The sequence below is a fragment of the Streptomyces sp. NPDC048637 genome (assembly GCF_040650675.1).
Lineage (GTDB): Bacteria > Actinomycetota > Actinomycetes > Streptomycetales > Streptomycetaceae > Streptomyces.
Genome location: NZ_JBEZHQ010000007.1, coordinates 228,824 through 252,835 on the forward strand (window position 1 = coordinate 228,824; position 24,012 = coordinate 252,835).

The 24,012-nt window shown below is 71.1% G+C and carries 18 protein-coding genes; 7 read left to right on the forward strand and 11 right to left on the reverse strand.

Going from position 1 to position 24,012, the window contains the following annotated elements:
• The first annotated feature begins 138 nt into the window (after positions 1 to 138).
• On the forward strand, positions 139 to 1,788 hold the full coding sequence (locus AB0C46_RS13085; protein ID WP_362827924.1) for a GAF domain-containing sensor histidine kinase: 1,650 nt from the start codon (positions 139 to 141) through the stop codon (positions 1,786 to 1,788).
• Positions 1,789 to 2,005: 217 nt separating this feature from the next.
• Here AB0C46_RS13085 and AB0C46_RS13090 read toward each other — a convergent pair whose 3' ends face one another.
• Complete coding sequence (locus AB0C46_RS13090) at positions 2,006 to 2,740, reverse strand: response regulator transcription factor (RefSeq protein ID WP_362827881.1); 735 nt, start codon at positions 2,738 to 2,740, stop codon at positions 2,006 to 2,008.
• 317 nt (positions 2,741 to 3,057) lie between these two features.
• Here AB0C46_RS13090 and AB0C46_RS13095 point away from each other — a divergent pair, with 317 nt between their 5' ends.
• Together AB0C46_RS13095 and AB0C46_RS13100 are read left to right on the forward strand one after the other, a co-directional pair.
• Positions 3,058 to 4,347: a globin domain-containing protein gene (locus tag AB0C46_RS13095; RefSeq protein WP_362827925.1), complete on the forward strand. Its 1,290-nt coding sequence runs from the start codon at positions 3,058 to 3,060 to the stop codon at positions 4,345 to 4,347.
• Between the two features lie 184 nt (positions 4,348 to 4,531).
• Entirely contained in the window at positions 4,532 to 4,993 is a 462-nt protein-coding gene (locus AB0C46_RS13100; RefSeq protein WP_362827926.1) for a pyridoxamine 5'-phosphate oxidase family protein, read from the forward strand.
• 96 nt (positions 4,994 to 5,089) lie between these two features.
• On the opposite strand, the gene AB0C46_RS13105 is transcribed toward AB0C46_RS13100, so the two are convergent.
• The 3 genes from AB0C46_RS13105 to AB0C46_RS13115 all read right to left on the reverse strand — a co-directional run bounded on the left by AB0C46_RS13105 (position 5,090) and on the right by AB0C46_RS13115 (position 9,279).
• The gene (locus tag AB0C46_RS13105) at positions 5,090 to 6,412 is read right to left on the reverse strand and encodes a DUF1254 domain-containing protein (RefSeq protein WP_362827882.1); all 1,323 of its coding nucleotides are present in this window, start codon (positions 6,410 to 6,412) and stop codon (positions 5,090 to 5,092) included.
• 343 nt (positions 6,413 to 6,755) lie between these two features.
• A complete protein-coding gene (locus AB0C46_RS13110) occupies positions 6,756 to 7,544 on the reverse strand; it encodes a LuxR C-terminal-related transcriptional regulator (protein WP_362827883.1) in 789 nt (262 codons plus the stop codon).
• Between the two features lie 31 nt (positions 7,545 to 7,575).
• On the reverse strand, positions 7,576 to 9,279 hold the full coding sequence (locus tag AB0C46_RS13115) for an amidohydrolase (protein WP_362827884.1): 1,704 nt from the start codon (positions 9,277 to 9,279) through the stop codon (positions 7,576 to 7,578).
• 410 nt (positions 9,280 to 9,689) lie between these two features.
• Here AB0C46_RS13115 and AB0C46_RS13120 point away from each other — a divergent pair, with 410 nt between their 5' ends.
• The 3 genes from AB0C46_RS13120 to AB0C46_RS13130 all read left to right on the forward strand — a co-directional run bounded on the left by AB0C46_RS13120 (position 9,690) and on the right by AB0C46_RS13130 (position 12,426).
• On the forward strand, positions 9,690 to 10,214 hold the full coding sequence (locus AB0C46_RS13120; RefSeq protein WP_362827885.1) for a MarR family transcriptional regulator: 525 nt from the start codon (positions 9,690 to 9,692) through the stop codon (positions 10,212 to 10,214).
• Complete coding sequence (locus AB0C46_RS13125) at positions 10,211 to 11,449, forward strand: multidrug effflux MFS transporter (RefSeq protein ID WP_362827886.1); 1,239 nt, start codon at positions 10,211 to 10,213, stop codon at positions 11,447 to 11,449. Before AB0C46_RS13120 ends, AB0C46_RS13125 begins: the two co-directional genes overlap by 4 nt.
• A gap of 317 nt (positions 11,450 to 11,766) precedes the next feature.
• Positions 11,767 to 12,426, forward strand: a complete 660-nt coding sequence (locus AB0C46_RS13130; protein ID WP_362827887.1) for a YceI family protein — start codon at positions 11,767 to 11,769, stop codon at positions 12,424 to 12,426.
• A 196-nt stretch (positions 12,427 to 12,622) separates the two neighbouring features.
• Here the strand turns inward: AB0C46_RS13130 and AB0C46_RS13135 are convergent, their stop codons facing one another.
• From AB0C46_RS13135 to AB0C46_RS13165, 7 genes are all read right to left on the reverse strand, one after another.
• Positions 12,623 to 13,732, reverse strand: coding sequence for a substrate-binding domain-containing protein (locus tag AB0C46_RS13135; RefSeq protein ID WP_362827927.1), 1,110 nt, complete (start codon positions 13,730 to 13,732; stop codon positions 12,623 to 12,625).
• Between the two features lie 80 nt (positions 13,733 to 13,812).
• On the reverse strand, positions 13,813 to 14,853 hold the full coding sequence (locus AB0C46_RS13140; protein ID WP_362827888.1) for an ABC transporter permease: 1,041 nt from the start codon (positions 14,851 to 14,853) through the stop codon (positions 13,813 to 13,815).
• Complete coding sequence (locus tag AB0C46_RS13145) at positions 14,850 to 16,388, reverse strand: sugar ABC transporter ATP-binding protein (RefSeq protein ID WP_362827889.1); 1,539 nt, start codon at positions 16,386 to 16,388, stop codon at positions 14,850 to 14,852. Before AB0C46_RS13145 ends, AB0C46_RS13140 begins: the two co-directional genes overlap by 4 nt.
• Before the next feature lie 188 nt (positions 16,389 to 16,576).
• A complete protein-coding gene (locus AB0C46_RS13150) occupies positions 16,577 to 19,513 on the reverse strand; it encodes a SpoIIE family protein phosphatase (protein WP_362827890.1) in 2,937 nt (978 codons plus the stop codon).
• Between the two features lie 245 nt (positions 19,514 to 19,758).
• Positions 19,759 to 20,727, reverse strand: a complete 969-nt coding sequence (locus AB0C46_RS13155) for a cyclase family protein (protein WP_362827891.1) — start codon at positions 20,725 to 20,727, stop codon at positions 19,759 to 19,761.
• Positions 20,724 to 22,154 carry an FAD-binding oxidoreductase gene (locus tag AB0C46_RS13160; protein WP_362827892.1) on the reverse strand — a complete coding sequence of 477 codons (1,431 nt, stop codon included), beginning with the start codon at positions 22,152 to 22,154 and terminating at the stop codon, positions 20,724 to 20,726. Before AB0C46_RS13160 ends, AB0C46_RS13155 begins: the two co-directional genes overlap by 4 nt.
• 307 nt (positions 22,155 to 22,461) lie before the next feature.
• Complete coding sequence (locus tag AB0C46_RS13165; protein WP_362827893.1) at positions 22,462 to 23,217, reverse strand: dienelactone hydrolase family protein; 756 nt, start codon at positions 23,215 to 23,217, stop codon at positions 22,462 to 22,464.
• Positions 23,218 to 23,523: 306 nt separating this feature from the next.
• Here AB0C46_RS13165 and AB0C46_RS13170 point away from each other — a divergent pair, with 306 nt between their 5' ends.
• Complete coding sequence (locus AB0C46_RS13170; RefSeq protein ID WP_362827894.1) at positions 23,524 to 24,009, forward strand: hypothetical protein; 486 nt, start codon at positions 23,524 to 23,526, stop codon at positions 24,007 to 24,009.
• The last annotated feature ends 3 nt before the right edge of the window (positions 24,010 to 24,012 follow it).

The window sequence follows — 24,012 nt, forward strand, 5'->3', positions numbered from 1 at the left end:
GGCTGCCGAGCTGACGTACGGGACCTTTGGAGCAGCACGGTCATGTCCGAATCGCAGCAGTACGCACCGGCCGTGAGCGGCCCGCACGGGCCGCAGCTCCACGAGCCGGACCGGGTGCGCGGCCTGCTCGACGCCGTGATGAGCCTGGGGCGGGGGCTCGAACTCCCGCAGGTGCTCAAGGGAATCGTGGAGGCTGCGGTCACCCTCACCGACGCGGAGTACGGAGCGCTCGGCGTGGTCGGGGACGGGCAGCTGTCGCAGTTCCTGCCCGTCGGGATGTCCGACGAGCTCATCGGGCTGATCGGCCGGACGCCGTGCGGGCGCGGCATTCTCGGGGAGTTGATCCGCAACCCGGAGCCGCTGCGGCTCACCGACCTGTCCAAGCATCCGCACAGCTTCGGATTTCCGGCCAACCATCCCCCGATGCGGACCTTCCTCGGGGTGCCGGTCCGGGTCCGCGACGAGGTGTTCGGCAACCTCTACCTCACCGAGAAGCGCGGCGGCGGCTCGTTCGACGCGGACGACGAGGCCGTGCTGACCACATTGTCCAGCGCGGCGGGAGTGGCGATCGACAACGCCCGCATGTACCACGAGAGCCGCCGCCGCGAACGGTGGTGGGAGGCACTGGGCGAGATCACCCGCAGTCTGCTGTCCGGTACCGGCGCCGACGAGGTGCTGCACCTGATCGCACAGCGTGCGCAGGAGGTCGCCGGCGCGGACTGCGCCGCGGTCCTGCTGCCGGTGCCCTCGTCCGCGGACCAGCTGACGGTGGCGGTGGCGTGCGGCACGGGCGCGAGCCGGATCCTCGGGCTGCGGGTGCCGGCCGACGGTTCTCTGCCCGGAATGGCCGCCCGCAGCGGCCGGCCGGTGGTGAGTGCCGATTTACGGGACGACCCACGGGCGTACCCGCTCGGCCCGGCCGCCTCCGGTAACGGGACCGGGCACCCGCCCGAGGGGGAGGAGCCGGACGGCGCCGTGCCGAACGGAGAGTCCGCGGAGATGTACGGGCCGACGGTCGCCGTGCCGCTCCAGGTGGACACCGGCTGCGGCGCACTGCGGCTGAGCCGCCTGGCCGGGCGGCCCGCCTTCGACGGCACCGAGGTCACCCTGATATCAGGCTTCGCCGACCAGGCCGTGATCGCCCTGGAACTCGCCCGCCGGCGGGCCGAGTCGGAGGAGCTGACGGTCCTTCACGACCGTGACCGGATCGCCCGGGACCTGCACGACCTCGCCATCCAGCGGCTGTTCGCCACCGGCATCACCTTGCAGAGTGCGACCCGGCTGATCGACCGCCCGGAGGCCGCCGACCGGGTCGGCCGCGCGGTCAACGACCTGGACACCACCATCAAGATCATCCGGTCCACCATCTTCGGACTGCGCACCACCGGCGACGGCAAGGGTGGCCGTGGTCTGCGCCGCGACCTGACCGAGACCGTGCAGCGGGCGGCCGGCCCCCTCGGCTTCAGCCCGGCGCTGCGGATCGACGGACCGGTGGACGCCGCGGTCCCCGACGACCTGGCCCCGCACCTCGTGGCGGTGACTGCGGAAGCCCTCAGCAACGCCGCCCGCCACGCCCAAGCCCGCCACCTGGACGTGACGCTGTCGGTGACCGCGGCCGGGGTGACGCTGACGGTGACGGACGACGGGGCGGGGGTCGGGGACGTGCCGCACACCGGAGGTCTGGCCAACATGCGGGCCCGAGCCGACATGCACGGCGGCCGGCTGTCCGTCGAGACGCCGGAGGGCGGCGGCACCCGCATCGTCTGGCGGGTGCCGCTGTCGGACTGACCCGATCTCCTCCGATCCCCTCCGATCCCCTCGGGTCCTCTCCGGTACCGGACGCGGTGACGCCGGGGCGGAAGTACCGCCGTGGCAACACGCAACACGCAACACGCAACACGCAACGCGTCGCCCGCCGCACGCCGCACGTCTCGCGGTGCACGTCTCGCGGTGCACCGGGAGCGGGAGCGGGTGGGTCAGGCCCCTGGGGTTCCCGGTGCCGAGGTCACGCCCGCGGCGCCCTCAGCCGTTCGACGACCATCGCTGCTTGGACCCGGCGGCCCACCCCCAGCTTGGACAGGATCGCGGACACCCGGTTCTTGACCGTCTTCTCCGAGAGGAACAGCCGGTCCGCGATCTGACGGTTCGTCAAACCCTCGCCGATCAGGTCCAACACCTCCCGCTCGCGCGGTGAGAGCCGATCGAGTTCGGATGTCTCCTCCTCGGCCGCCCCGGCCCCGCCCGGGTCGCGCAACCGGGCCATCACCCGCGTCGCGGTGCGCGGATCCAGCATCGACTGCCCCGCCGCGACCGTGCGGATCGCGTGCACCAGCGCAGTGCCGTCGATCTGCTTGAGCACGTAGCCGGACGCCCCGGCCATGATGGCGTCGAACAACGCCTCGTCGTCATCGAAGGACGTCAGCATCAGACAGGCCAGCTCCGGCACGCGGGCCCGTAACTCCCGGCAGACCTCGATCCCTTCGTGGTCGCTGTCGGGGCCGTCGGTGCCGCCGAGCCGGACGTCGAGCACGGCCACCTGCGGACGGACCGCCGGTACCCGGGCGAGGGCCTGCCGGGCGTCTCCCGCCTCCCCGACGACCTCGATGTCCTCCTCTGCCTCCAACAGGTCCCGCACACCGCGGCGGACCACCTCGTGGTCGTCGAGGATGAAGACACGCAGTGACGTCGCGGGGGCGGCGACGGGCGCGGCGGGGGCAGGAGGAACGGGCTGCTGGTTCATGCACTCTCGCTCTGTGGTTCTCGTGGATCGGCAGGCACAAGGGTCCCGCCCACGAGGTTCGCCGGGCCCGGCGGCCCGCGCAAGGGCCGAACGGCCCTGGGGGAGCGGGGCCCTTCGGGCACGGCACCGCGTTGCGACACTGGCGTTCCCGTCAGGAGGTCGATTCCATGCAGCAGTCCCGCCAGCCCGCACGTTCCGCTTCGCCGTCGGTGGGCTCCGTGAGCTCCGTGACGTCCGTGACATCCGTACCGTCCGGAGGATCCGCCGCGGCTACCGTCGGCGGCGAATACCACGCCCTGCTCGCCCGGCACGACGCCATGCGGCTGCGGCGGCGCATCCTCGGTCAGGGCCGGGCACCCGCGCCGGAAACGGCCGCCTTATACGACGGCGCCGCGGACCAACGCCTGATCACCCAATACCTCGACCTGGTCACGCCGTTCGCCGACCTGATCGCCCACCTCTACGACGACATGTTCGCCCGGTGGCCCTACCTGCGAGCGCTGTTCCCCGCGTCCATGGACTTCCAGCGCGCGCATCTCGCCCGCGCCTTCTGGTACCTGATCGAGAATCTGCACCGACCCGACGAGGTGGCCGCCTCCTTCCGGCAGCTCGGTCACGACCACCGCAAGCTCGGGGTGCGTCCGGCGCACTACGAGGCCTTCGAAGCGGCCCTGTGTACGGCGCTGCGGCGCACCGCCGGGCCCCGCTGGGCCGAGGCGGTGGAACAGGCGTGGGTGCGGATGCTGCGGTTCGCCGTCGCGTCGATGGTCGAGGGCGCTGACGCCGCGCTCGCCGAACCCCCGTGCTGGCAGGGCACGGTGACCGCCCACGAGCGGCGCCGCCCGGACCTCGCGGTGCTGCGGATCCGGCCGCACGAGCCGTACCCGTACCGGGCCGGCCAGTTCGCGGCGGTCGAGTCCCCGCTGATGCCCCAGGCGTGGCGCCACTACTCCCTCGCGTCGGCGCCGGCGCCGGACGGAGAGGTGGCGTTCCACATCCGGCGCACCGGTCCCGGCGGGGTCAGCGACGCCCTGGTCAGGGGCACCCGGGTCGGCGACGTCCTGCGGCTGGGCCCGGCGCACGGCACGATGACGCTCCGGGACGAGGACCGCTCCCGCGATCTGCTGATGGTGGCGGGCGGCACGGGCTGGGCGCCGATCAAGGCGCTGCTGGAGGAGTGGGAGGGCCGTCGCCGCGGGACCCGCGGTCTTCCGCAGCGCCCGGCCGGCCGGGTCCACCTCTTCGTCGGGGCCCGCAGTCGCGCCGAACTGTATGACGCCGCGGCGCTGGACCGGTTGGCGGTACGCCACGACCGGCTGCGGGTGGTCCGGGTGCTGGACGAGGACGTCGTCCCGGAGCGCGACGACCCGTCGGCCGGGTACGGACCGCTGGCCGAGGCGGTGGCGCGGGACGGGCAGTGGTCGCAGCACCTCGCCTTCGTCAGCGGCCCGGCGGCCCTGGTAGGTGCCACCGTCGCGCGGCTGACCGCGACCGGCATACGGGCGGACGACATTCGTCACGACCCGGTGCCGGACCCACTGGCCCAGCCCGCCGGCCGCTGCGCGGCGTACCCGGCAGACGAGGCGATGACCGGAGCGGCGGAGTGATGCCGACCGGGCCGTGAAAGGTGCACGGACCGAAGGCGGGCCGAACGGCCCCTGGCGGGTTGCCGGCGGAGCCTTTCTACTGACGGGAAACCCAGCGCGTCAGCAGTGTCACAAGGACAGGGAGCACGCCGTGAACGACAACCCGGCCCGGCACACAGCCGGGGCCGCCACCGACTCCACGCCGGTGGCCTGGGCCGACCGCGAGGCGTCCCGCCGCTGCACCGAACTGGACCGGGCCGAGGCCCTCCGCCTGTTGGGCAGCGTGTCGCTGGGCCGGATCGTCTTCACCCAGGACGCACTGCCGGCCATCCGCCCCGTCAACCACCTCCTCCACCACGGAGAAGTGATCATCCGTACCCACGAGGGCGCGGCACTGACCAGCTTGACCGAACACGCGGAGGACACGGGGGTGGTCGTCGCCTACGAGGCCGACACCATCGACCCGACCACACACTGCGGCTGGAGCGTGGTGGTGACCGGCTACTGCCACCTGGTGACCGATCCCGACGACCTGGCCCACTACCAGGCATTGCTGCACCCCTGGGCCGACCACCAGATGTCCTACGCGCTGCGGATCCACCCGGACTTGGTCACGGGGTTGCGGTTGTCCCCCAGGGACGGGGACGGTGTGCCGGAAGGGTGGTGACGGGGGCGACCTGCTCCGGGCGGCGTGCGGAGCCACATATTGCTCCCTTGCATCCTCCCTTGCTTCCTTCCTTGCTCGCTTCGCCGTCGCGGAAGGTCAGCCGACGCGGCAGAGGGCCGGCGTGTGCCAGGTGCGCTCCAGGACTTCGGGCCGGGGCCAGAATGTGCGCAGCATGACGTTGAAGGAGTCCTCCGGTGCCGGAAGCCAGTTGGACTCCAGAGGCTCGCCCGGTGACGAGTGCTGGATCAGCAGCGTCAGGGACCCGTCGGAGTGGAACTGCAGCGCGTCACGGTCGCCGATGGCGTAACGGTTGATCGGGTTGTCGACGAAGAACTGCCGGTCGTTGTACAGGGTCAGGGACCAGAACGCGTTCACCGGCGGCAGGCTGTCGGCCTCGAAGTGCAGTTGGTAACGGCCGCTGCCGTGCAGGGGTTTGTTGTCGGCGTCGACCCTGCACATCGAGTAGATGGCGTCCTGTGGGAGGTTGGCGCCCAGACCCACCGCGGTGATCGCGGCCCGCTGGAGGTAGTCCGTCCCGTAGCTGCCGATGTCGTACGGGGTTATCCAGCCGTCGTGCACCTCCGCACGCGGCGCGCGGCCCGCGGCCTGCACCCGGGCCAGGCCCTCGGTTGCGCCCTCGGCGATCGCCTGCTGCGCCTCGGGGCTCAACGAGTCCCAGTCGAACGGCCGGCCAGGGACAACGCCGAGCAACGCCATCCGCTCGACGACCGGAGCGTCGGCCGGCTTGGCCGGGTTGTCCGCCATGAGGTGGGCGGTCATAGCGAAGAACGTGGCGGCATCGAGTGCCGCGACCTGGTCGACCGGAGCGGTCACCAGATCCAGCGGTCCGGGGCCCACTGCCGTGGAGACGGGGGTGTCCGTCAGCGGCGTCAGCCGGTAACCGGCCTGGACGGCATGGACCGCCAGATAGTCCTGCGCACCGTTGACCTGGGTACGGCCGACAATCGCCATCAGGGCGGTCGGGGCGTCGATCCGCTCCACCGCCTCGGGCAGCTCGCCCTGCCAGCCGGGGCCGACCAGCGCGAACTCGCCCGCGCCGTGGCCCGTCGTCCGGGTGCCCGGGCAGGCGAAGACATTGGTCCAGGCGTCGTAGAGCGGCAGAAGGAAGTACCGCCCCGGGGTCGCGGCAACAGACAACTGCACCGGCCCGGCCGAGAGATCCAGCCAGGCAATCGAGTACAGGGTGTCCACGTTCGGGCTGACCACACCCTCGAACGAGGCATCCGGGGGGAACGGCATGTGGGCGAAGCTGTTGAGTGGTGCGCCGCCGAGGACGGACGAGCCCGAAGTAGTCATCTGACGCCTGGTCAGCTCCATGGTGACCAGAGGGTAGGCGAAGACGTACGCCTCGGCGGCCAGCGCGGCCAACTCGGTGGTCTGGGGCTCGGTCGTGGTCACGAGATCTCTCCTCGATGCTCGGATGCACGGGACGCCCAATCGCGCCGCAGGAACGAGCCGGGGCGCCGGCCTCGGCGGACACGGAACGTTCGGACAATGACGCTATCTCCCCACCAGGGGACGCGCTTCTCGGATCACGACACATGACCTAGCGTTTTGCGACAATCGGCAGGCGTTCGGGAGGTCGCTCGCCGTGCAGCCACACAGCAAGGCGGTCCGTAGCGCAGGCCGGCTGTTGGGTGTTCGGGTGGGGCCCTCAGCGGGACGCGCGCAGGGAAGCGTCCACGGTGGTCATCAGTTGCGCAACGCCGTTCTTGCCGGCTGGCGCGAGGGGGTGCTGACGTCAGCGGGTGGGTTCGATTCCCCAGGCGGCGGCTCGGGCGGCGGCGGCCGCGCGGTTGGGGAGGTCGAGCTTGGCGAGGATGTGTTCGACGTGGGTCCCTACGGTGCGCGGCGTGATGTACAGCCGCTCGGCGATCTCCCGGTTGGTGTGGCCGGCGCTCAGTTCGGCCAGCACCTGGAGTTCCCGTGGCGAGAGTCCGCCAGGCCGCCGCGCCTCCGGGCGCCGCGCGTCCGCGGAGGGATCGGCAGTGGCGACCTCCTCGGGCGGCTGGCCTGTGCGGGGGGCGACGGCCGCGGCGAGGGCCTCGGTGAGCAGGGTGACCACGGCGCGCGCCGGATCGGGTGTGCGCCGCGGCCGGCGGGTGCTGACGTTCAGCATGCCGACGTACCGGCCGTCGGCGGCGAACAGGCACTGGGCCACGCCGTCCTCGATGCCGAGGGGAGACAGCACCTCCTGGAAGCCCGGGGAGGCCGCCAGGAGCTGCCCGGGGACGTCCCTGAGCCAGAGACCGCCCCGGGCCGGGCTGTGGAGCACGGGGAACACCGGGTCGTGGTGGAGGCGGGTCTCGATGTAGGCCGTGGCGTCGTCCGGGTAGCTCCCGGCCAGGGTGGTGTGGCGCCTGCGCAGCGGATCCCACCGGGTCAGGGAGGCGTGGTCGTACTCCATCACCTCCGACAGCGCCACCAGGACCGTGTCGACGCCGGTGGCGCCGCTCGTGGCGCTCCTGGCGGCCTCACGGACGTGGACGGCCGCGTCGAGGATGTCCGCCGTGCTCCGCTGCGCTGCCATCCCCCAAGGATGATCATGCGCCCGGAATACGTCAATCGCGAAGGGTGTCGTGCACGACCTGCCCATCCGCGACGGTGAGGACGACGGGCATCTCCGGGATGTCGTGGGGGTCGGCGGTGAGCAGGTCCCCGTCGAGCACGCAGAGGTCGGCGACCTTGCCCGGCTCCAGGGAGCCCTTCCAGTCGTCGGCGAAGTCCTGCCAGGCCGCGTCGATCGTGTACGTACGGATCGCCTCGGCCAGGCCGATGCGCTGCTCGGGGCCGCTGACCCGGCCGGCGGCCTTCGACTCGCGCAGCATCATGGTGGTAACGCCCTGGCGCCAGTCCGGGTACGTGACGGGGGCGTCGGACCCGCTCGCGACCCGCACACCGGCGTCGATGGCATCGCGGTAGGGCCATGCGTACGCGGCCCGTCCGGCGCCGACGAACTCCTCCTCCATGTCGGCGACGGTCCACTTGATGGTGGGGTTCATGTTGACGCCGAAGCCGTGCGCGGCCAGCACCTTCATGCTGTGCGCGGTGAGGAAGTCGCCGTGGATGACGTAGTGGCGGGCGTCGGGCCGCGGGTGCTCGGCCATGGCCGCCGCGAAAGCGTCCGCGACGGTGTCGATGGCCCGGTCGCCGGTGACGTGGACGCCCAGCTGGTGCCCGGCGGCGTGGGCATGTCGGATCATGGCGTCGATCTCGGCGATCCGCTCGGCGTCGGTCTCGCCGCCGACGCACAGGGAGCCGCAGCCGCCGCCGACGTACGGCTCGTGCATCCAGGCCGTCTTGTTGGGGACGATGCCGTCGGCGAAGACCTTGACCCCGTGGATCGCGAGGCGGCGAGGATCGGGTTCGCCGGGTTCGCCGAGAGCGGTGAGGGTGTGGGCGAACTCTTCGGCGGTGCTCGCCATTCCGGTGGGCAGAAGCAGAACGCCGACGCGGGCGGTCAGTTCACCGTCGGCCAGCAGCCGTCGGTAGACGTCGAGGGTCTCCGCGCCGAGCGCGCCCCGCATCAGGCCGTCGCCGCCGGGGCCGAGCCCGGGCTCCGTGTAGCTGGTCACGCCGAGCCGGGCGAGCGTGGCGAGGGTCGACCTGATCGCATCGGTCCGCTCCTGCCGGCTGAGCGGAGGCAGCGCGTTCTGGATGAGTGCCTGGGCACCCTCGTGGAGCAGCCCGGTCGGCTCCCCGGCGCCGTCCACGACGATGGCCCCGCCGGGCGGCGCCACGGCGTGCCGGTCGATCCCGATGAGCTCCAGCGCCTTGGAGTTGACCCACGTGGCGTGCCCGGAGAAGGAGTACAGGACGACGGGGTGGTCCGGGCTCACGGCGTCGAGGTCGCGCCGCGAGGGCTGCCGTGACGGATCGGCGACGCACTCGTCGAGGTATCCGGTGTCCCAGCCGTGCCCCGTGATCCACTGCCCGTCCGGAACCCGCCCGACGGCCTCCCGTACCGCCTCGGCGACGTCCGCGAGGGAGGACACGGCGGGATGGCCGAGTTCGACGGAGAGCGGCGGCGTAGACATGCCGAAGGCGCATCCGTGCAGATGGGAATCGTTGATACCGGGAAGCAGTGTGGCCCCCCGCAGTTCGACGACGCGGGTACCGGGGCCTATGAGCGGCGTGACGTCGTCCCGCCCGCCGACGGCACTGATGACCCCACCGGTCACCGCCAGGGCCGAGGCGACGGAGAACTCCGCGTCAACCGTGACCACCCGCCCGCCGAGAAACACCAGATCTGCCTGCATGTCCATAGAAGGTCCTTCCAAATTCCGGGCGCACCGCGGCCACCCGCGAACGATCTCCCGAGGACTATGGCCCCGCCCTCACTCCCCGCACATCGGTCATCCCACCGATACGCGCTCTCGCAGTGACAGGCTGACGGCCGGCTGGCCAAGCAGCCGAAGAAGACTGGCACTTCGCGTCACCGCGCTCGTCCGGAACACACGGCCCGACCCGGCCGACCGGCGCATCGAGGAACACGGCGCCTGGTGCCGACGAGGTCGGCGCCGGGGAACTGCCGGATGGCTGAAGCCCCGCCGCCGAGCCTGACGTCCCGGCCTGCGCCGCCTCGCGCGCCTCGCAAAATACCAAGCTGACGCTTACCGAATGTGGCTGATAACGCGATTGATCGCTCCAGTTGGCAAGCTATAGCTTTGTAAGAATGCGAGATGATGCCGAACAGCAGCTGACAGACCTAGCTCTGGCCGAGTCGCTGCGGTGGGGCGTGTCGAGGCTCGCGACTCGACTACGTGCCGAGCAGCCGGGAAGCGGCCGGGCCCTGACACGACTGGCCGCATCGGTGCTGGCCAACCTGCGTCACAGTGGGGCTCTGACCCCGTCAGAGCTCGCTGCCATCGAAGGACTCCAGACCCAGTCACTGACCCGTGTGCTCAACGAGTTGGAGGAGCAGGGCCGCATCCGTCGTTCGCGCAGCGAAGTGGACTCCCGCCGCCAGAACGTCACCATCACGGAAGCGGGACGGGAGGCCCTGCGAGAGCACGTCCGGCACGGCAATCTCTGGCTGGCAACGGCACTGCGTCAGAGGCTGTCGCCGGCTGAGCGCTGCGTGCTGCAGATCGCGGCCGGCCTGCTGGAACAAGTGGCAGCCGCTGAAACGGCCGTGGACGGGCACAGCGGGCGCGCGCAAGCGTCCGATCCGGGAGAAGGGGCGGCCGGCGCGCTATGACCGCCCGTTCCGCAGGAACAGCCGCGCCCGATGCGTCCAGCCCGTACGCCGTCACGCCGAAGCGTGTCCGCTTACTGCTCGTTCTGGCTGGGCTGAGCGGAGTGAGCCCGCTGGCCACCGACATGTACGTACCCGCTCTGCCCGCCCTGGCGCGATCCTTGGCAACCGACGCCTCCGGTGCGCAACTGTCACTGACCAGCTTCCTGGCCGGCATCATCGCCGGGCAACTTGTCCTGGGCCCGCTCAGCGACGCGGTCGGCCGCCGTCCCGTCCTCATCGGCGGATCCGTGGTGTTCGCCGTCTTCTCCACCGTGTGCGCGGTGGCCTCCACGGTGGCGGTGCTCAACACGGCAAGAGTCGGGCAGGGCATCGCAGGAGCCGCCGGGATCGTGGTCTCCCGTGCTGTCGTCACCGATCTCTTCGACGACCGCGAACTCTCTTCGGTCTTCTCCCGCCTGGGAGCGATCACCGCTATGGCCCCGGTCCTCGCTCCGCTGGCCGGAGGCGCCCTGCTCCTAGCCGTTTCCTGGCGTTTCGTCTTCGCCGTCCTCGCCCTCATGGGCTTGCTCCTGGCCGTGGGCGTATGGCGCTGGCTTCCGGAGTCCCTCCCGCCCGATGCCCGCCTCACCGGCGGCCTGGCCGCCGGCCTGCGCGCTATCGGACAGGTCGCCGCACAGCCCGCGGTCCTCACGCCAGTGCTGGCGCTCGCCTGTGGTGGAGCCGCCGTCTTCGCCTATATCGCCGGCACCACCTTCGTCTTCCAGGACATCTACCATCTCTCCCCAGCCCTCTCCAGCCTGGTCTACGGCGTCAATGCCATCGGCAACATGACCGGAAGCCTCGCCTACGGGCGCCTGGCCAGGCACCGGCGCCCCGAGACACTCCTCATGATCAGCGGCATCCTGGCCACGGCAGGAGCAGCGGCACTGCTTCTCATCCAGGCGACCACCGGCAGCGCCATGCCACTGACCTGGCTCTGTCTGCTGATCACCGTCAGCGCATTCGGCCTCTTCTTCCCAGCCGTCATGACCATTGCTCAAAGCCGCGGCCGCGCCGCACCCGGAGCCACCTCCGCGCTCCTCGGCGGCGGCCAGTTCCTCCTCGGCGCAGCCGCCTCCCCCCTGGTCGGGCTGTTCGGCACCCAAAGCCCCGCACCCATGGCAGCGGTGATGGCCACCTGCCTCACCCTGGGCACCCTGGCGGCGATGGCCACCAAACGGACACGCAGCTGCTGATACCGCAGCCCCGAAGGATGCTGATCACTTTCCTGCACCCCCGGCGTGCCTGGGCGGGATGAGCCGACCGCACCGCCGACTACGGCGCCTTCCAGGACCCGGCCCGCGGCCGGAGCGACCTGGCGAGGATCGAGCGGCGCTGGGAGGGCATCCTGCGGGTCATGGACGGTCCGTCAGCGCATCCATATTCGTGTCGATCCTGTGCATCTTTGCAGTCGGGGGCATGAAATCCGGACGAGGCCGCCCATCTCGCTGTGTAGCGGCTGTCCATGCCGTGATAGCACGGACTAATTCGATTCGAGGGAGGCTACGACCGCATGGGTATCTTCAGCCGTCGCCAGAGCGCGACTATCGAGCCGGCGCAGGCTGTTGGCCCCCGTACGCCTTTCCCGGCGGCCGACGCCGCGGGAGTTGCGCTCGACCCCGCACTTCGTGCGCTGACGGGGCATTGGACCATCGACTGTCCGCACAGCCGCATCGGCTTCTCCGTGCGGCATGCGATGGTCACGACGGTGCGGGGTGCCTTCGCCGATTACGACAGCGCGCTGTACTTCGACGGCGCTCGGCCCTCCCAGTCCCGGGCCGAACTCGTCATTCGGGTCGGCAGTGTTGACACGGGCGTAGAACAGCGGGACGCACACCTCATCGGCACCGACTTCTTCGACGCACACCGCTACCCGGAGATGGTGTTCCGCAGTACCTCCACGGTCCACGAGGGCGCGGAGAGCTTCCGCATGGCAGGGGATCTGACCATCCGTGGCATCACCCGGCCGGTCGAGCTGCAACTCGACTACCTCGGCTCGGTGTTGGACCCGTTCGGCTATGAGCGGGCCGGCTTCGACGGCACCACCACCATCGACCGGACCGATTGGGGCTTGGTCTACAACCAACGTCTGGAAGCGGGCGGCGCCATGGTGAGCGAGAAGGTCCGGCTGCAGTTCGATATCTCCGCGATCCGGTCCATGCCCGTGGCGTAGTTGCCCCGGAAGGCCCCCTGCGACCTCTCTATGTCCCGCCGTTGAGGATGCGTCAGCTGTGGCGCGGACGCTCAGAGCGACGAAACGCACGGGATCGCCGCTCACCACGACGAGAGCGCGGAGTGGACTCTGTGAGGGGCCTGAGTGTGAGGGGCCTGAGTGTGGTGGGCAACTGAGTGTGGTGGGTAACGGGGGGCTACCTGCCCCAGATCCTCCGGTACGCCGCGCGGTAGTCGGGTGGGTCCCAGGCCGTGGCCCCGCCGCTGTTGGCGGCTGTGGAGAGGTGTACGGGGGCGACATATCCGCTGGGGGGTTCGCCGGAGAAGGCGCGGTTGAATTCGTCGAGGATCTGCCAGCCCTGTTGGGAGAGCGGTTCGGGGGCGGTGGCTGCCTGGAATTGCCCGCTGTCGATGCGTTGGAAGGCTGAGGGGTCGCCGTCGCCGGCGCCGACGTTGTAGGGGGCGCCGGCGCCCTTTTTGCGTGCTGCGCGCAGGGCCGGTGCGGCGTCGGCGAAGTAGACGTCGTTGATGGCGACGGAGTAGGTCCACCTGTCCCGGAAGCGGGAGAGCAGCGCGGAGACCTGCTGGGGAGTCCGGCTGCTGGTGTCCGAGATCGGGATGTTCACCTCCGCGAGCAGCCGCACGCCGGAGCAGGTGGCCAGCTCCTTCTTGATCAGTTCGGATTTGTTTCTGGCGAACGGGATCGAGGCATCCGTGAACACGACGGCTCCGGCGTGGCCGTGGGAGTGCGCGATGACCCAGTCCGCGCTGATCTTCGCGACGTCCTGGACCCTGGTGGTGATGTTGGTGAAGAGTTCGGGGTCCTTGCTCGGGCCGGGGGAGTCGACCGCATGCCAGCCGATGAGCGGAATGTGCAGGGCGTTGGCCTTGGCGACCTGCTGCGACGTCAGCTTGGGGTCGAAGCCGCCGATCACGATGCCCGAGGGCCGGAGGGCGAGGGCCTGGCTGAATGCCGCTTGGATCCCGGCGGGGGTGCCCTGGCCGTCGATCACCCGGACGTCCCAGCCGATGGTCCTCGCGGCTTCCCGCACCCCCTCGGCGGCGCCGGCGACACCGGGGTTGGTCATGGTCTGGGCGACATAGACGATGCTTTTGCCGGGGACCGCCCGGGGGCCACGGGTGGGACCGAGCCAGGCGGGGTTGGTCTTCATGGCCCGTTGCACGGCCGTCCCGGCGTCGGCCAGTACGGCGGGGCAGCCGGCCTCGGCCGGCCCTGTCGCGGTGGGCCCGGCACCGGTCGACGTGCCGCGCTCGCAGCCGGCGAGGACAGCGGCCGCCACCGTCATGGCGACTGCGGTGCTCAGGACGGTCCTGTGGTGCGGGTGCACGGGCGCTCCGGGTGGAGGGACGGCACGGTGGTGCCCCGTCACGAGGTGACCTTGGGCAGGTCCTGGTGCGTCCGGGGCGGCTCCGCGCGTCGGTGGCGCAGCTGGCGGCGCGCGGCGTAGCCGGCCATGCCGACGGCGATGAGCAGGGTGGCGCCGTTGAACAGCGGGGTGACCCAGAACTGGGCGCCGAACTGGCCGATGCCGGCGAGGCCGATGGCCAGGATGACGACGGCGACCAGAGTGCCCAGAGCGTTCGGGCGGCCGGGTTTGATCGCGGTGGAGCCGAGCAGCGCACCGACGAAGGCGGGCAGCAGATAGTCCAGGCCGACGCTGGGGTTCCCGATGCGCTGCTGCGCGGCGAGCAGGACACCGGCGATACCGACGATCAGACCCGATCCGGCGAATGCGTAGATGACGTAGCGCCGGGAGGGGATGCCCAGCAGGTCGGCGGCGCGGGGGTTGGATCCGATGACGTACAGGTACCGGCCGAGGGGCAGCCGTTCCAGGAGCAGCCACAGTACGGCGGTGAGGGCGAGGACGTAGAAGGCGGAAACCGGCAGGCCGAGGAACCTGGAGTCGTAGAGGTCGGTGAAGGCGGCCGGCAGGCCTTGGGGGCCGGGGACGATCCGGGCCCCGTTGGTGATCCAGCCGGTGAGGGCGTACAGGATGCTGCCGGTGCCGAGGGTGGCGATAAAGGAGTCGATCTTCGCGAATTCGACGACGACACCGTTGAAGGTTCCGACGACCGCCCCGCCGAGGACCACCACGAGGCAGGCAAGCGGCCAGGGCCACGAGGCGTTGGCGATGAGCTGCATCGTCATCACATGCGCGAGGCCGAGACCGTAGCCGATGGACAGGTCGAACTTGGCGGTGACGATGGGGATCATCGCGCCGAGCGCGAGGATGGCGGGGATCGACTGGTTGGACAGGATCTCGGAGATGTTGTCCAGGGTGGGAAAGGTGTCCGGCAGGGCGAGGGAGAAGGCCAGGAACAGCAGGGCGGTGAGGGCCAAGAGGCCGTAGGCGCCGACGAGGTGACCCAGCCGGCGGACCGGCGGGGCATGCGGGGAGGGCGTCATGGTTTCCTCGTCTCCCCGGTGAGCGCGGCCATGGCAGAGGAGGCGCGGGCGAGTCCGGCGACCGTGAGGGCCTCGCCGCTCAGCTCCTCCGTCACCGCCCCGCGGACGAATACCAGGGCGCGATGGCACACGTGGGCGACCTCCTCGAAGTCGGTGGAGAGGAGCAGCACGGCGAGGCCTTCGGCCAGCGCGTCCTGGAGCAGGCGGTAGATCGCTGTTTTGGCGCCGATGTCCACCCCGGCGGTCGGCTCTTCGAGGATCAGCAGACTGCGGTGGATCCGGAGCCACCGTCCGACCATGACCTTCTGCTGGTTGCCTCCGGACAGGGTGGCGATCGGCGCCTCGCTGTCCCGGGGGGACACCGAGAAGCGCTCGGCCAGGGCCGTGGCCTCGGCCCGCTCGCGCCGGGGGCTGATCCAGTGAAAGGCCGGCAGCCCGTCCGCCCGGGGGTTGGCCAGGAAGTTCTCCCGTACGGTCAGTTCCGCGGCACAGCCCTCTTCCTGACGGTTGCTGGTCACCAAGCCGACGCCGGAGTCGACGGCGGTGGTGACCGTGCCCGGGGCGTACGGCCGGCCGTTGAGCCGGACCCGTCCGCCGGCGACCGGCCGGGAGCCGGCCAGGGCGCGGCCCAGCTCCATGTGGCCGGCGCCGGTGAGGCCCACCATGCCGAGGATCTCCCCGGCGCGCAGTTCCAGGCTGACCGGTGCGGTGTTTTCGGCCCGTACGCCGTCGAGACGCAGAACGGCCGGCCCCGTGGCGGGGGCGAAGCCGTAGCTGACCGGTTCATGGCCCACGATGTCGTGCACCAGCCGGGCAGGGCTGTGGCCGGCGAGCGGGCCCTGGCTGATGAGGCGGCCGTCGCGGAGGACGGCGAACACCTCGGCGACCTTGTACACCTCGTCGAGCCGGTGGGTGACGTAGACGAGTGCGTGGCCCTGGTCGCGCAGCGTGTGGAGCACCTCGAAGAGCCGGGCGCAGTCCGCTGCCGGGAGGCTGGCGGTCGGCTCGTCGAGGATGATGAGTTCGGCCCGGGTGGACAGTGCGCGGGCGATGGCCACCAAGGACCGTTCGGCGCGCGGGAGGTCGGCGAGGACGGTGCGGGGATCGAGGTGCGCGGCGACGATACCCAGGGCCTCGGCGCACCGTTCGCGGGTCTTCCGCCAGGACAGCAGCCCCGCGCGGCGTGCGTATCCGGTGCCCAGGGCGATGTTCTCGGCGACTGTCATCCACTCCACCAGGCCCAGGTCCTGGTGGATGAAGGACATGGTGCGGGCGGCCGCCTCGGTGCCGAGCGGGTGCCCGGCCACGGTCACCTCGCCCTCGTCCGCGTGGTGGACGCCCGCGAGCACCTTGATGAGGGTGGACTTTCCGGCACCGTTGGGGCCGAGCAGGGCGAGGATGCTGCCGGAATGGATGTCGAGGTCGACCGCGTCCAGCGCAAGTGTGCCGCCGAACCGCTTGCTGAGGCCGCGTATCCGGACGAGAGGCTCTGGGCCATGGCGCGGGGGAGGGGTGCTGTCAGGAGCGTCATGCACAGACTTCTCCGGGGGTCGGCCTGGTGGTTCTTCCCGACTGACGAGGCAATGCTGCTGGGCGCTTCGCGGTGGTGTGGGCGCCGGGGCGGGCGGTTCCGGGGCGTGCGGTTCCGCGGCGCATCACCGGTACCGGTCACCACATTTCCGCCATGCTAAGGCCCCCTTTGGCCTCGATGCCGGATGGGCTATCAGATGGCGGGAATGTCGTCGAAGTGTGTTTCGGCGATGCCGAGCTTTCTGCCGGGAACCTCCAGCGCGCACTCGGCCCAGATGACCTTGCCGTCGGCGGTGTAGCGGGTGCCCCAGGCCTGCGCGAGCTGCGCGACGAGGAACAGCCCGCGGCCGCCCTCGTCGGTGGTGGCCGCATGGCGCAGATGCGGGGCGGTGCTGCTGGTGTCGGAGACCTCGCAGATCAGCGTGCGGTCGTGGAGCAGGCGTACCTGGATGGGGCCGGTGCCGTAGCGGATGGCATTGGTGACCAGCTCGCTGAGCAGGAGTTCGGTGGCGAAGACGACCTCGTCCAGCCCCCATTCGGCCAGTTGGCGGGTCACGGCCGCGCGGATACCGGAGACGAGCGCGGGGTCGGCGGCCAGGTCCCAGGTGGCGATCCGGTCCGGGGCCAGGGTGCGGGTACGGGCGACGAGCAGGGCGATGTCGTCGGTGGGGCGGTCGGGCACCACGGCCCGCAGAACGGCCTCACAGGTCTCCTCGGGCGAGCGGTGCGGGTGCGCCAGGGCCTGGCGCAGCCGGTCGAGAGCCGTGTCGAAATCGCGGTGGCGGTCCTGGATGAGCCCGTCGGTGTAGAGGACGAGTTGGCTGCCCTCGGGGAGGTGGAAGGCGGCGGTCTCGAACGGGAGCCCGCCGAGGCCCAGCGGCGGGCCCGCGGGGAGGTCGGGGAAGGTCACGGTGCCGTCGGGGCGGACGATCGCGGGCGGGGGGTGGCCGGACCGGGCCATCACACACTCCTGGGAGGTGGGGTCGTAGATGGCGTACAGACAGGTGGCGCCGATGATGCCGGGGCTGGCGGCGGAGGCCTCCGCGGTGTCCTCGTCCCGGTCGAGGCGCCCCACGAGATTGTCGAGGTGGGTGAGGACCTCGTCCGGGCCGAGGTCCAGTTCGGCGAAGTTGCGCGCGGCGATGCGCAGCCGGCCCATGGTGGCGGCGGCATGCATCCCATGACCGACGACATCCCCGACGATCAGAGCGATACGGGTACCGGAGAGCGGGATGACATCGAACCAGTCTCCGCCCACCCCCGACTCGGCAGGCAGATAGCGGGAGGCGACCTCGACGGCGTTCTGCTCGGGGAAGCTGTGCGGCAGCAGGCTGCGCTGCAACGCCAGGACCATGGTGTGTTCGCGGGTGTAACGGCGGGCGTTGTCAATGCAGATGGCCGCGCGGGTGGCGAGTTCCTGGGCCAGCGACCGGTCGTCGTCCCCGAAGGGCGCCGGATCCGCCGAGCGGTAGAAGCTCGCCACGCCCAGGGCGATCCCACGGGCGAGGAGGGGGACGGCGATGAGGGAGTGGACGTGGTGGTCGAGGAGCTCCTGCGCGTGCCCGGGATCCTGGGCGATCCACCCCGTGGCGGCCCGCAGGTCGGGCTCCAGGACCGGCTCCCCGGCGGCCAGAGCGCGAAGCTGGGGCGTCGTCGGGCGAAGGTCGACGGGTTCGCCGGCGGGGTAGAAGGGGCAGTCGTCGCGAATCCCGTGGACCACCGTCCGGTGGAGGCCGGAGCGTGGGTCGGTCGGCTCCTCACCGCGCAGCACCGCCTCGGGCAGGTCGATGGTGATGAAGTCGGCCAGGCGCGGCACGGCCATCTCAGCCAGCTCCTGGGCGGTACGGCTCACGTCCAGGGTGGTGCCGATGCAGGTGCTGGCCTCGGACAGCAGCTCCAGACGGCGCCGGGCCGCCACGGCGTACGTGCCCACTCCCGGCTCGCCGACCAGCACCAGCCCACTGGTCGCGCGGTCGGGCGCGGGGCTTCCCGCGCCGCTGGGCATGCCGGGAGCGCCGGGCCTGCCGGGAGCGCCGGGCCTGCGGGCTGTCGCGACCGCCCGGCCGGGTGCGGCGTCGGGAAGGTGCCCGGGCAGTGGGGCGGCGGGTACGAGGACCTCCTCCGCCAGGGGTACGGGGGGTGACCCGGCTTCGGCGGGTACGGCAACCCGCTGGTGGGCCGAGGGCAGGACCGCTTCGACGACGATCCCCTCCACCCCGGAGGCGCTCGTCACGGGGCGGCTCAGCAGGGTGACCCGCCGGTCGCCGGGCAGGGACACCTCTACGGCGGCCCGCTGGGCCGAGGTGATCAGCTCGGTGGCCTTCTCCTTGAGGATCATCTGGTCACGCCAGTCCAGACCGCTCTCGGCAAGCTCACCCAGCTGCCCGTTGCCGCTCGTACCGCCGCTCGTACCACCGCTCGTACCACCGCTCGTACCGCCGCTCGGCTCGTGGCGCCTGGCGTCGAGGTAGGCCTGCAGCAAGGCCCGCTCCCGCGACGAACTCTGGTCCAGCAGCCGCCGTTCGATGGCGCCGGCGGCCTTGCGGATCACGGTGTTCAGCGCGGCGTCCGCGTCGGTGAGCGGAAAGCCGAGGCACAGGACGCCTTCAATGCGCCCACTGAGCAGGTCCCGGACGGGAATTGCCGCGCAGGCACTGGACTGTGAGCGCTCGGCGAAGTGTTCGGCCCCGTAGACGTTGATCAGCTGCCGCTCCGCGAGAGCCAGCCCGATTCCGTTGGTCCCGCCGAACTGCTCGGCGAACACGAAGCCCGGAACACTCTGGATCGCGGCCAGCTGTCTGACCAGAGAGGCTTCGCCGAAGCGGCGTTGCAGCACCGCGCCGCGTCCGTCGGCGAGCGACACATTCATGTTCCGGCCCGCGAACCTGGACTGCAGCCGGTCCAGTACGGGCACCGCGGCGCGGATGAGCCGGCCGTCCAGATCGAGATCCTGGGTGTAGGGAAGCTCGCAGCCTTCCGGTGTGAGCCCCAGCGACCGGGAACGCTGCCAGGAATCCAGGATCGGACTCCGGACGGCTCCCTCGGCCGACCCACCTCGAAGGAACTGCTCACGGGCGCGTGCGGGACCGATGTCCTCTCCCGCCAGCCCCATCCCAATCACTTCCCACATGGGTGCATGCTGCGATGGCCACCCGTACGTCGGAGCAGCTGTCCCGTTTGCACCAATTGTAGAGCTTTGCACTTCTGGCGGTGCGGATCGCGGACCCGGCGGAGAAGCGTGTGGCCGGGCACCTTCAGGAACCCGGCAACGCGGTCCGACCGCACGGAGATCACGGGCCGTCCATAGAGGTGATCATGCCCGTGACCTGGCCTCCCGCATGCCGCCCGGTACACGGTCCGGGTGACCGCCGGCCGTCACAGGACCGCGACCGGAGTGACGGGCGAACCGGTGCCGCCGGGGATGTTCAGGGGAGCTACCAGGAGTAGGAACTCGTAACGGCCCGTCCCGGCGCTCGCGGCGGAGAGCGCCTCCAGGTCGAGGTTGTCCAGGAGCGGCACCCCCATCGCGGCGATGGCCAGCGCATGCACCGGAGAATGCAGGCCGTCCACCGGCGAGGGCCGTACGTCGCTGTCGCCGTCGCCGCCGAGCAGGGCGATGCCGCGCTCGGCCAGCAGGGGCATGGCGTCCACATGCAGACCCGCGCTCGCCGCGCCGGTGTCCCAGGCACCCAGCTCCTGGCGGCGGCGGAGGCCGCCGGACCGCAGCAGTACCGCGTCGCCCTCGCCGATCGTCACCCCGAGCGCCTGCTCCGCGGCGACGAGGTCCGCCGCGTGCACAGCCCGTCCGGGCTCCAGCCAGCTGACCCCCAGAACGAGGGGCAGATCGAGGAGCACACCCTTGGTCACGAGCGGGCCCAGCGCTGATACGGCACCGAACCGCGCACCGCCGGCGTCGAGGCACTCATGCGCCGCGCGGCCGTCGTAGAGCTGCCCGCGATAAGCGACATGGGACAGCGCGTCCAGATGACTGACGCCCTTGCCGTGGTAGTCGACGGCGATGAAGTCCTTGTGCGTGGCGGGTTCAGGAGGCTCGACGTCACCGAGGTCGGACATGTAGTGCAGGGCGGGCTTGCTGTTGTCCGGGCCGGGGGCCGTGTCCCAGGGACGTGCCATCGGGACGACGGTGCCGGACCGGACCAGCGCGGTGGCCCGCCGTACCCGCTCCGGCGTCACCCGGTTCCAGGCCCCGCGGTCGGCAGCGGCCCAGTCGCCCCATGTACGGACCGTCGCGAACAGTGCGTCGAACTCCGCGCGGGACACGGCGGGCCCATGGCCGGTACCGGCCGGTGGGGGAGCCGGTGCGTCGCCGGGGTTGCCGGTCACGCCCGGGTGACCGCTTGCGGGAAGTCGAAGACCTGGTCCGGGTCGTAGTCGTGCGCGACAGTGCGCAGACGATCCAGATTCGGGCCGTAGTAGGCCCTTCCCCAGTCGGGGAGGGCCGGGTCGATGTAATTCACGTAGCCGTCCTTGATGCCCTGGTCCGCAAGCCCCGCCACGACCTGGCCGACGCTGCGCACCACCGCGGCTTCGGACGCTGCCGTCGCGCTCGCGTAGATCTGAGCGGTGGCGAAGGCCTTACGGTGCGGGAACGCGGTCTGCTGGACGCCTACATCGGCCACCGCACCACCGAGGGGGTCGAGGATGAGGGCCATCCCCGGGCGGCCTTTCATCAGGGTGACGACCGCGCCCGGGTTGGCGGCGTGCGAGGCGAGCACCCGCGACGAGGCGACGAACGACTGCCGGTCGGGGCTGCCGGAGAAGAAGCGCATGGCCTTGAAGTAGTCGCGGTCCTCGACCCTTCGCTGGTCGGGACGTACCTCGGCGCGCGCGACCAGGTCGTCCAGCAGGGGAGTGCAGGCGCTGCTCGGACCGACGAAACAGCCGGCCACCTTGCAGCGCGGTACGGCGCCACCCGACACATTGAGGTTGGCCCACAGCGCGCGGGGCGCGGCCGTGATCCACGGTTGCCACGCGGTCAGCACCTTCGTCACCTTCCCCGCCGGGAAGTCGAGCAGGAACACCGTCAGTGCCGGCGCCGGATCGGTCGCGAAGGTGAACTGTGTGACGACCCCGAAATTGCCTCCGCCGCCACCGCGCAGGGCCCAGAACAAGTCCGGGTGCTGGGTGGCCGAGGCGGTCAGTGTCCTCCCGTCCGCGGTCACGACCTCAGCGGACACGAGGTGGTCACAGGTGAGCCCGAACTTGCGCTGCAGCACGCCGATTCCGCCACCCAGGGCCACCCCGGCGATGCCGACGGTGAAACAGGAGCCGCCGGGCAGACAGCGGTTGGCCTGGCCGAGTGCGGTGTAGACATCCTGCAGGGTCGCGCCGGCGCCGATGGTGGCGGTGCCGTCCGGCTGGACCCGCACGGCCGACAGACGCCGGAGATCAATGGTGAGACCGCCGTGCGGCGCCGAGTAACCGACATAGGAGTGTCCACCGCTGCGGGCCGCCAGCGGAACCCGGTGCGCGGCCGCCAGCACCGCCTCGCGGACATCGGCCACCGACGCGCACTGCGCCACCGCCGCGGGCACCTGGTCGTCATTGAGCGGGTTGAAAAGCTTCCTGGCGTTCTCGAACCCGGCGTCTCCCGGCCGCAGCAGTGCGCCGCGCATCCGCCGGCGAAGGCCGTCCCAGTCCACGTTGTTCCGGACCGCGGCCGCCCGTCTGCTGGTCCGGGGGGAACTCTCCTCGCCTCGCCGAGCCTCGGTACCGGCCCGGGATGCGTGGAACAGAGGGTCCCGCGCCATGGTCACCATCTCCCTCTGGAGAGGCCAGGTAGGCGGGTGAGTGTCCGTTTTGATACGGACTCTTTCACGCTAACACGGTGTGATCGGCCCCTCCAGTTGATGGCCTGAGCCTCGGAGCTGCCGGTGGCGAGACAGGGCAGGGCGACGGTGCGGGCATCGGGATGGGGATCGTCGCAGCGGACGGTGCACGGGTCGACGAGGTGCAGGGCGCGGTCGGCCAGTTCGTCAGCGCATTCTGCTCCGCGCGCCCTTCCGCCCGTGCGCCCGCCCTTCCATCCGCCCGTCCGCCCGCCCGTCCGCCCGTCCGTCAGAGCCGGCGACCGAAAAGCTCCAGCAGGTTGCGCCAATGACGCTGGTCCGCCTCGGAGTTGTATGCGGCGGTGTCGGTCTGGGTGTAGCCGTGGTGGGCGCCCTCGTACAACTCGCTGCGGTAGGACACGCCTTCGGCGTCCAAGGCCCGCTCCAGGCTCGCGATCTGGTCGGCCGGCATCGAAGAGTCATGGTCGGCGTGGCCGAAGTACAGCTCCGCCGCGATGCGGTCGGCGAGCCGGTGCGGGCTGTCCTCGGCATCGGTGGCCAGGCGGCCCGCGTGGAAGGAGGCCGCGGCGCCGATACGGTCGGGGTAGGCCGCGGCGGTGCGGATCCCGAGCACACCGCCCATGCAGTAGCCGGTGGTGCCCACCGGCCCGTCGGTGACCAGGGGGGAGGCGGCCAGCCAGTCGAGGCAGGCGCCGGCGTCCCGCATCGCCAGGTCGGGCGTGAGGGCCTGCATGACCGGGCCGAGCTGCTCGAAGATCTCCGGCCGCTGGGAGGGGTCGATGAAGTCGGGCAGGTCCACCACGGGCGCACGCCCTGAGCGGTACAGGACGTTGGGTACCAGCACCGTGTAGCCGTGCCCGGCCAGCCGCCTGGCCATCTCCTCCAACGAGGGGCGCAGTCCGAACGCGTCCATGTACAGCAGGACGCCGGGGTGCGGCTTGCCGTCGTCGGGGTGCGCGAGGTAGGCGTCGGCGACGCCGTCCGGGGTGGGGATGTCCAGGGGGTCGCCGTGCACGCTCGTCATGTCCGCACCTTTCCTCGGGGTCCGGGTGACACGCGAGGCGGGCCGCCCGTCCGCCGGTGACCACGCCGGCGGCTTCCTCCACCGTAGTCAACCTGGGTGAGCTGCGCGGAGCGGGACGTCGGTCAAGGAGGGACGTACGCGGGCGACGCAAGGGGCAGACGCAGCTGAGGCGAGGGAGGGAGCGAGGGAGGGCGCCTTCCGGGCCCGCCGCACCGGCCGATCTGTCGAGAGCCCACCACGGACGCCCCGCAAGACTGTGCATGCTCGCACAAGTCCCCTGAGTTTCCCCCGTGTTGGAATCCAGACATGGCAACTACCTCTGCCGGACCACCCGTGTCACCCTCCTGGAACGAGCCCTGTCGACTGCGGACCGAGCTGGAGCGGTTACGTGACGAAGCGATACGACAGAAGGACCTCGCTCACCGCAGGGCCGATTTCTGGGTCAAGGTCGATATCGCGCTGGGTTTCCCGGCGGCGCTCCTCGCCGGTGCATCCGGAGCCGCGGGGCTGGCGTCGGTGGATGCCCGCATTCCCGCGGCGTTGCTGGCGCTGATCGCTGCGGGGTGTGCGGCGGGGGCAGGCTTCCTCCGGGGTGACAGCCGACGGGTGGCCAACAAACGTGCCCGGCAGGCATGGGCCGCCGTCGAGGCCGCGGCCCGTATGAAGCTGGCCAAGGAGCGAGCGGTCCTCGAGGACCTCGGCGAGGTGCTGGCCGGCCGCCAACTCGCGCTGGCGGCATACGAAGGGGAAGACTCCCAGCCCGGTGCGTCACCGGGGATTCCGGGCCGGTAGCCG

Excerpts from the sequence above, each read along its gene's own strand:
- AB0C46_RS13085 (WP_362827924.1), top strand. The coding sequence starts at position 139 with ATGAGCCTGGGGCGGGGGCTCGAACTCCCGCAGGTGCTCAAGGGAATC.
- AB0C46_RS13090 (WP_362827881.1), bottom strand. The coding sequence starts at position 2,740 with ATGAACCAGCAGCCCGTTCCTCCTGCCCCCGCCGCGCCCGTCGCCGCC.
- AB0C46_RS13095 (WP_362827925.1), top strand. The coding sequence starts at position 3,058 with ATGCGGCTGCGGCGGCGCATCCTCGGTCAGGGCCGGGCACCCGCGCCG.
- AB0C46_RS13110 (WP_362827883.1), bottom strand. The coding sequence starts at position 7,544 with ATGGCAGCGCAGCGGAGCACGGCGGACATCCTCGACGCGGCCGTCCAC.
- AB0C46_RS13115 (WP_362827884.1), bottom strand. The coding sequence starts at position 9,279 with ATGGACATGCAGGCAGATCTGGTGTTTCTCGGCGGGCGGGTGGTCACG.
- AB0C46_RS13120 (WP_362827885.1), top strand. The coding sequence starts at position 9,690 with ATGCGAGATGATGCCGAACAGCAGCTGACAGACCTAGCTCTGGCCGAG.
- AB0C46_RS13125 (WP_362827886.1), top strand. The coding sequence starts at position 10,211 with ATGACCGCCCGTTCCGCAGGAACAGCCGCGCCCGATGCGTCCAGCCCG.
- AB0C46_RS13130 (WP_362827887.1), top strand. The coding sequence starts at position 11,767 with ATGGGTATCTTCAGCCGTCGCCAGAGCGCGACTATCGAGCCGGCGCAG.
- AB0C46_RS13135 (WP_362827927.1), bottom strand. The coding sequence starts at position 13,732 with ATGACGGTGGCGGCCGCTGTCCTCGCCGGCTGCGAGCGCGGCACGTCG.
- AB0C46_RS13140 (WP_362827888.1), bottom strand. The coding sequence starts at position 14,853 with ATGACGCCCTCCCCGCATGCCCCGCCGGTCCGCCGGCTGGGTCACCTC.
- AB0C46_RS13150 (WP_362827890.1), bottom strand. The coding sequence starts at position 19,513 with ATGTGGGAAGTGATTGGGATGGGGCTGGCGGGAGAGGACATCGGTCCC.
- AB0C46_RS13160 (WP_362827892.1), bottom strand. The coding sequence starts at position 22,154 with ATGGCGCGGGACCCTCTGTTCCACGCATCCCGGGCCGGTACCGAGGCT.
- AB0C46_RS13165 (WP_362827893.1), bottom strand. The coding sequence starts at position 23,217 with ATGACGAGCGTGCACGGCGACCCCCTGGACATCCCCACCCCGGACGGC.
- AB0C46_RS13170 (WP_362827894.1), top strand. The coding sequence starts at position 23,524 with ATGGCAACTACCTCTGCCGGACCACCCGTGTCACCCTCCTGGAACGAG.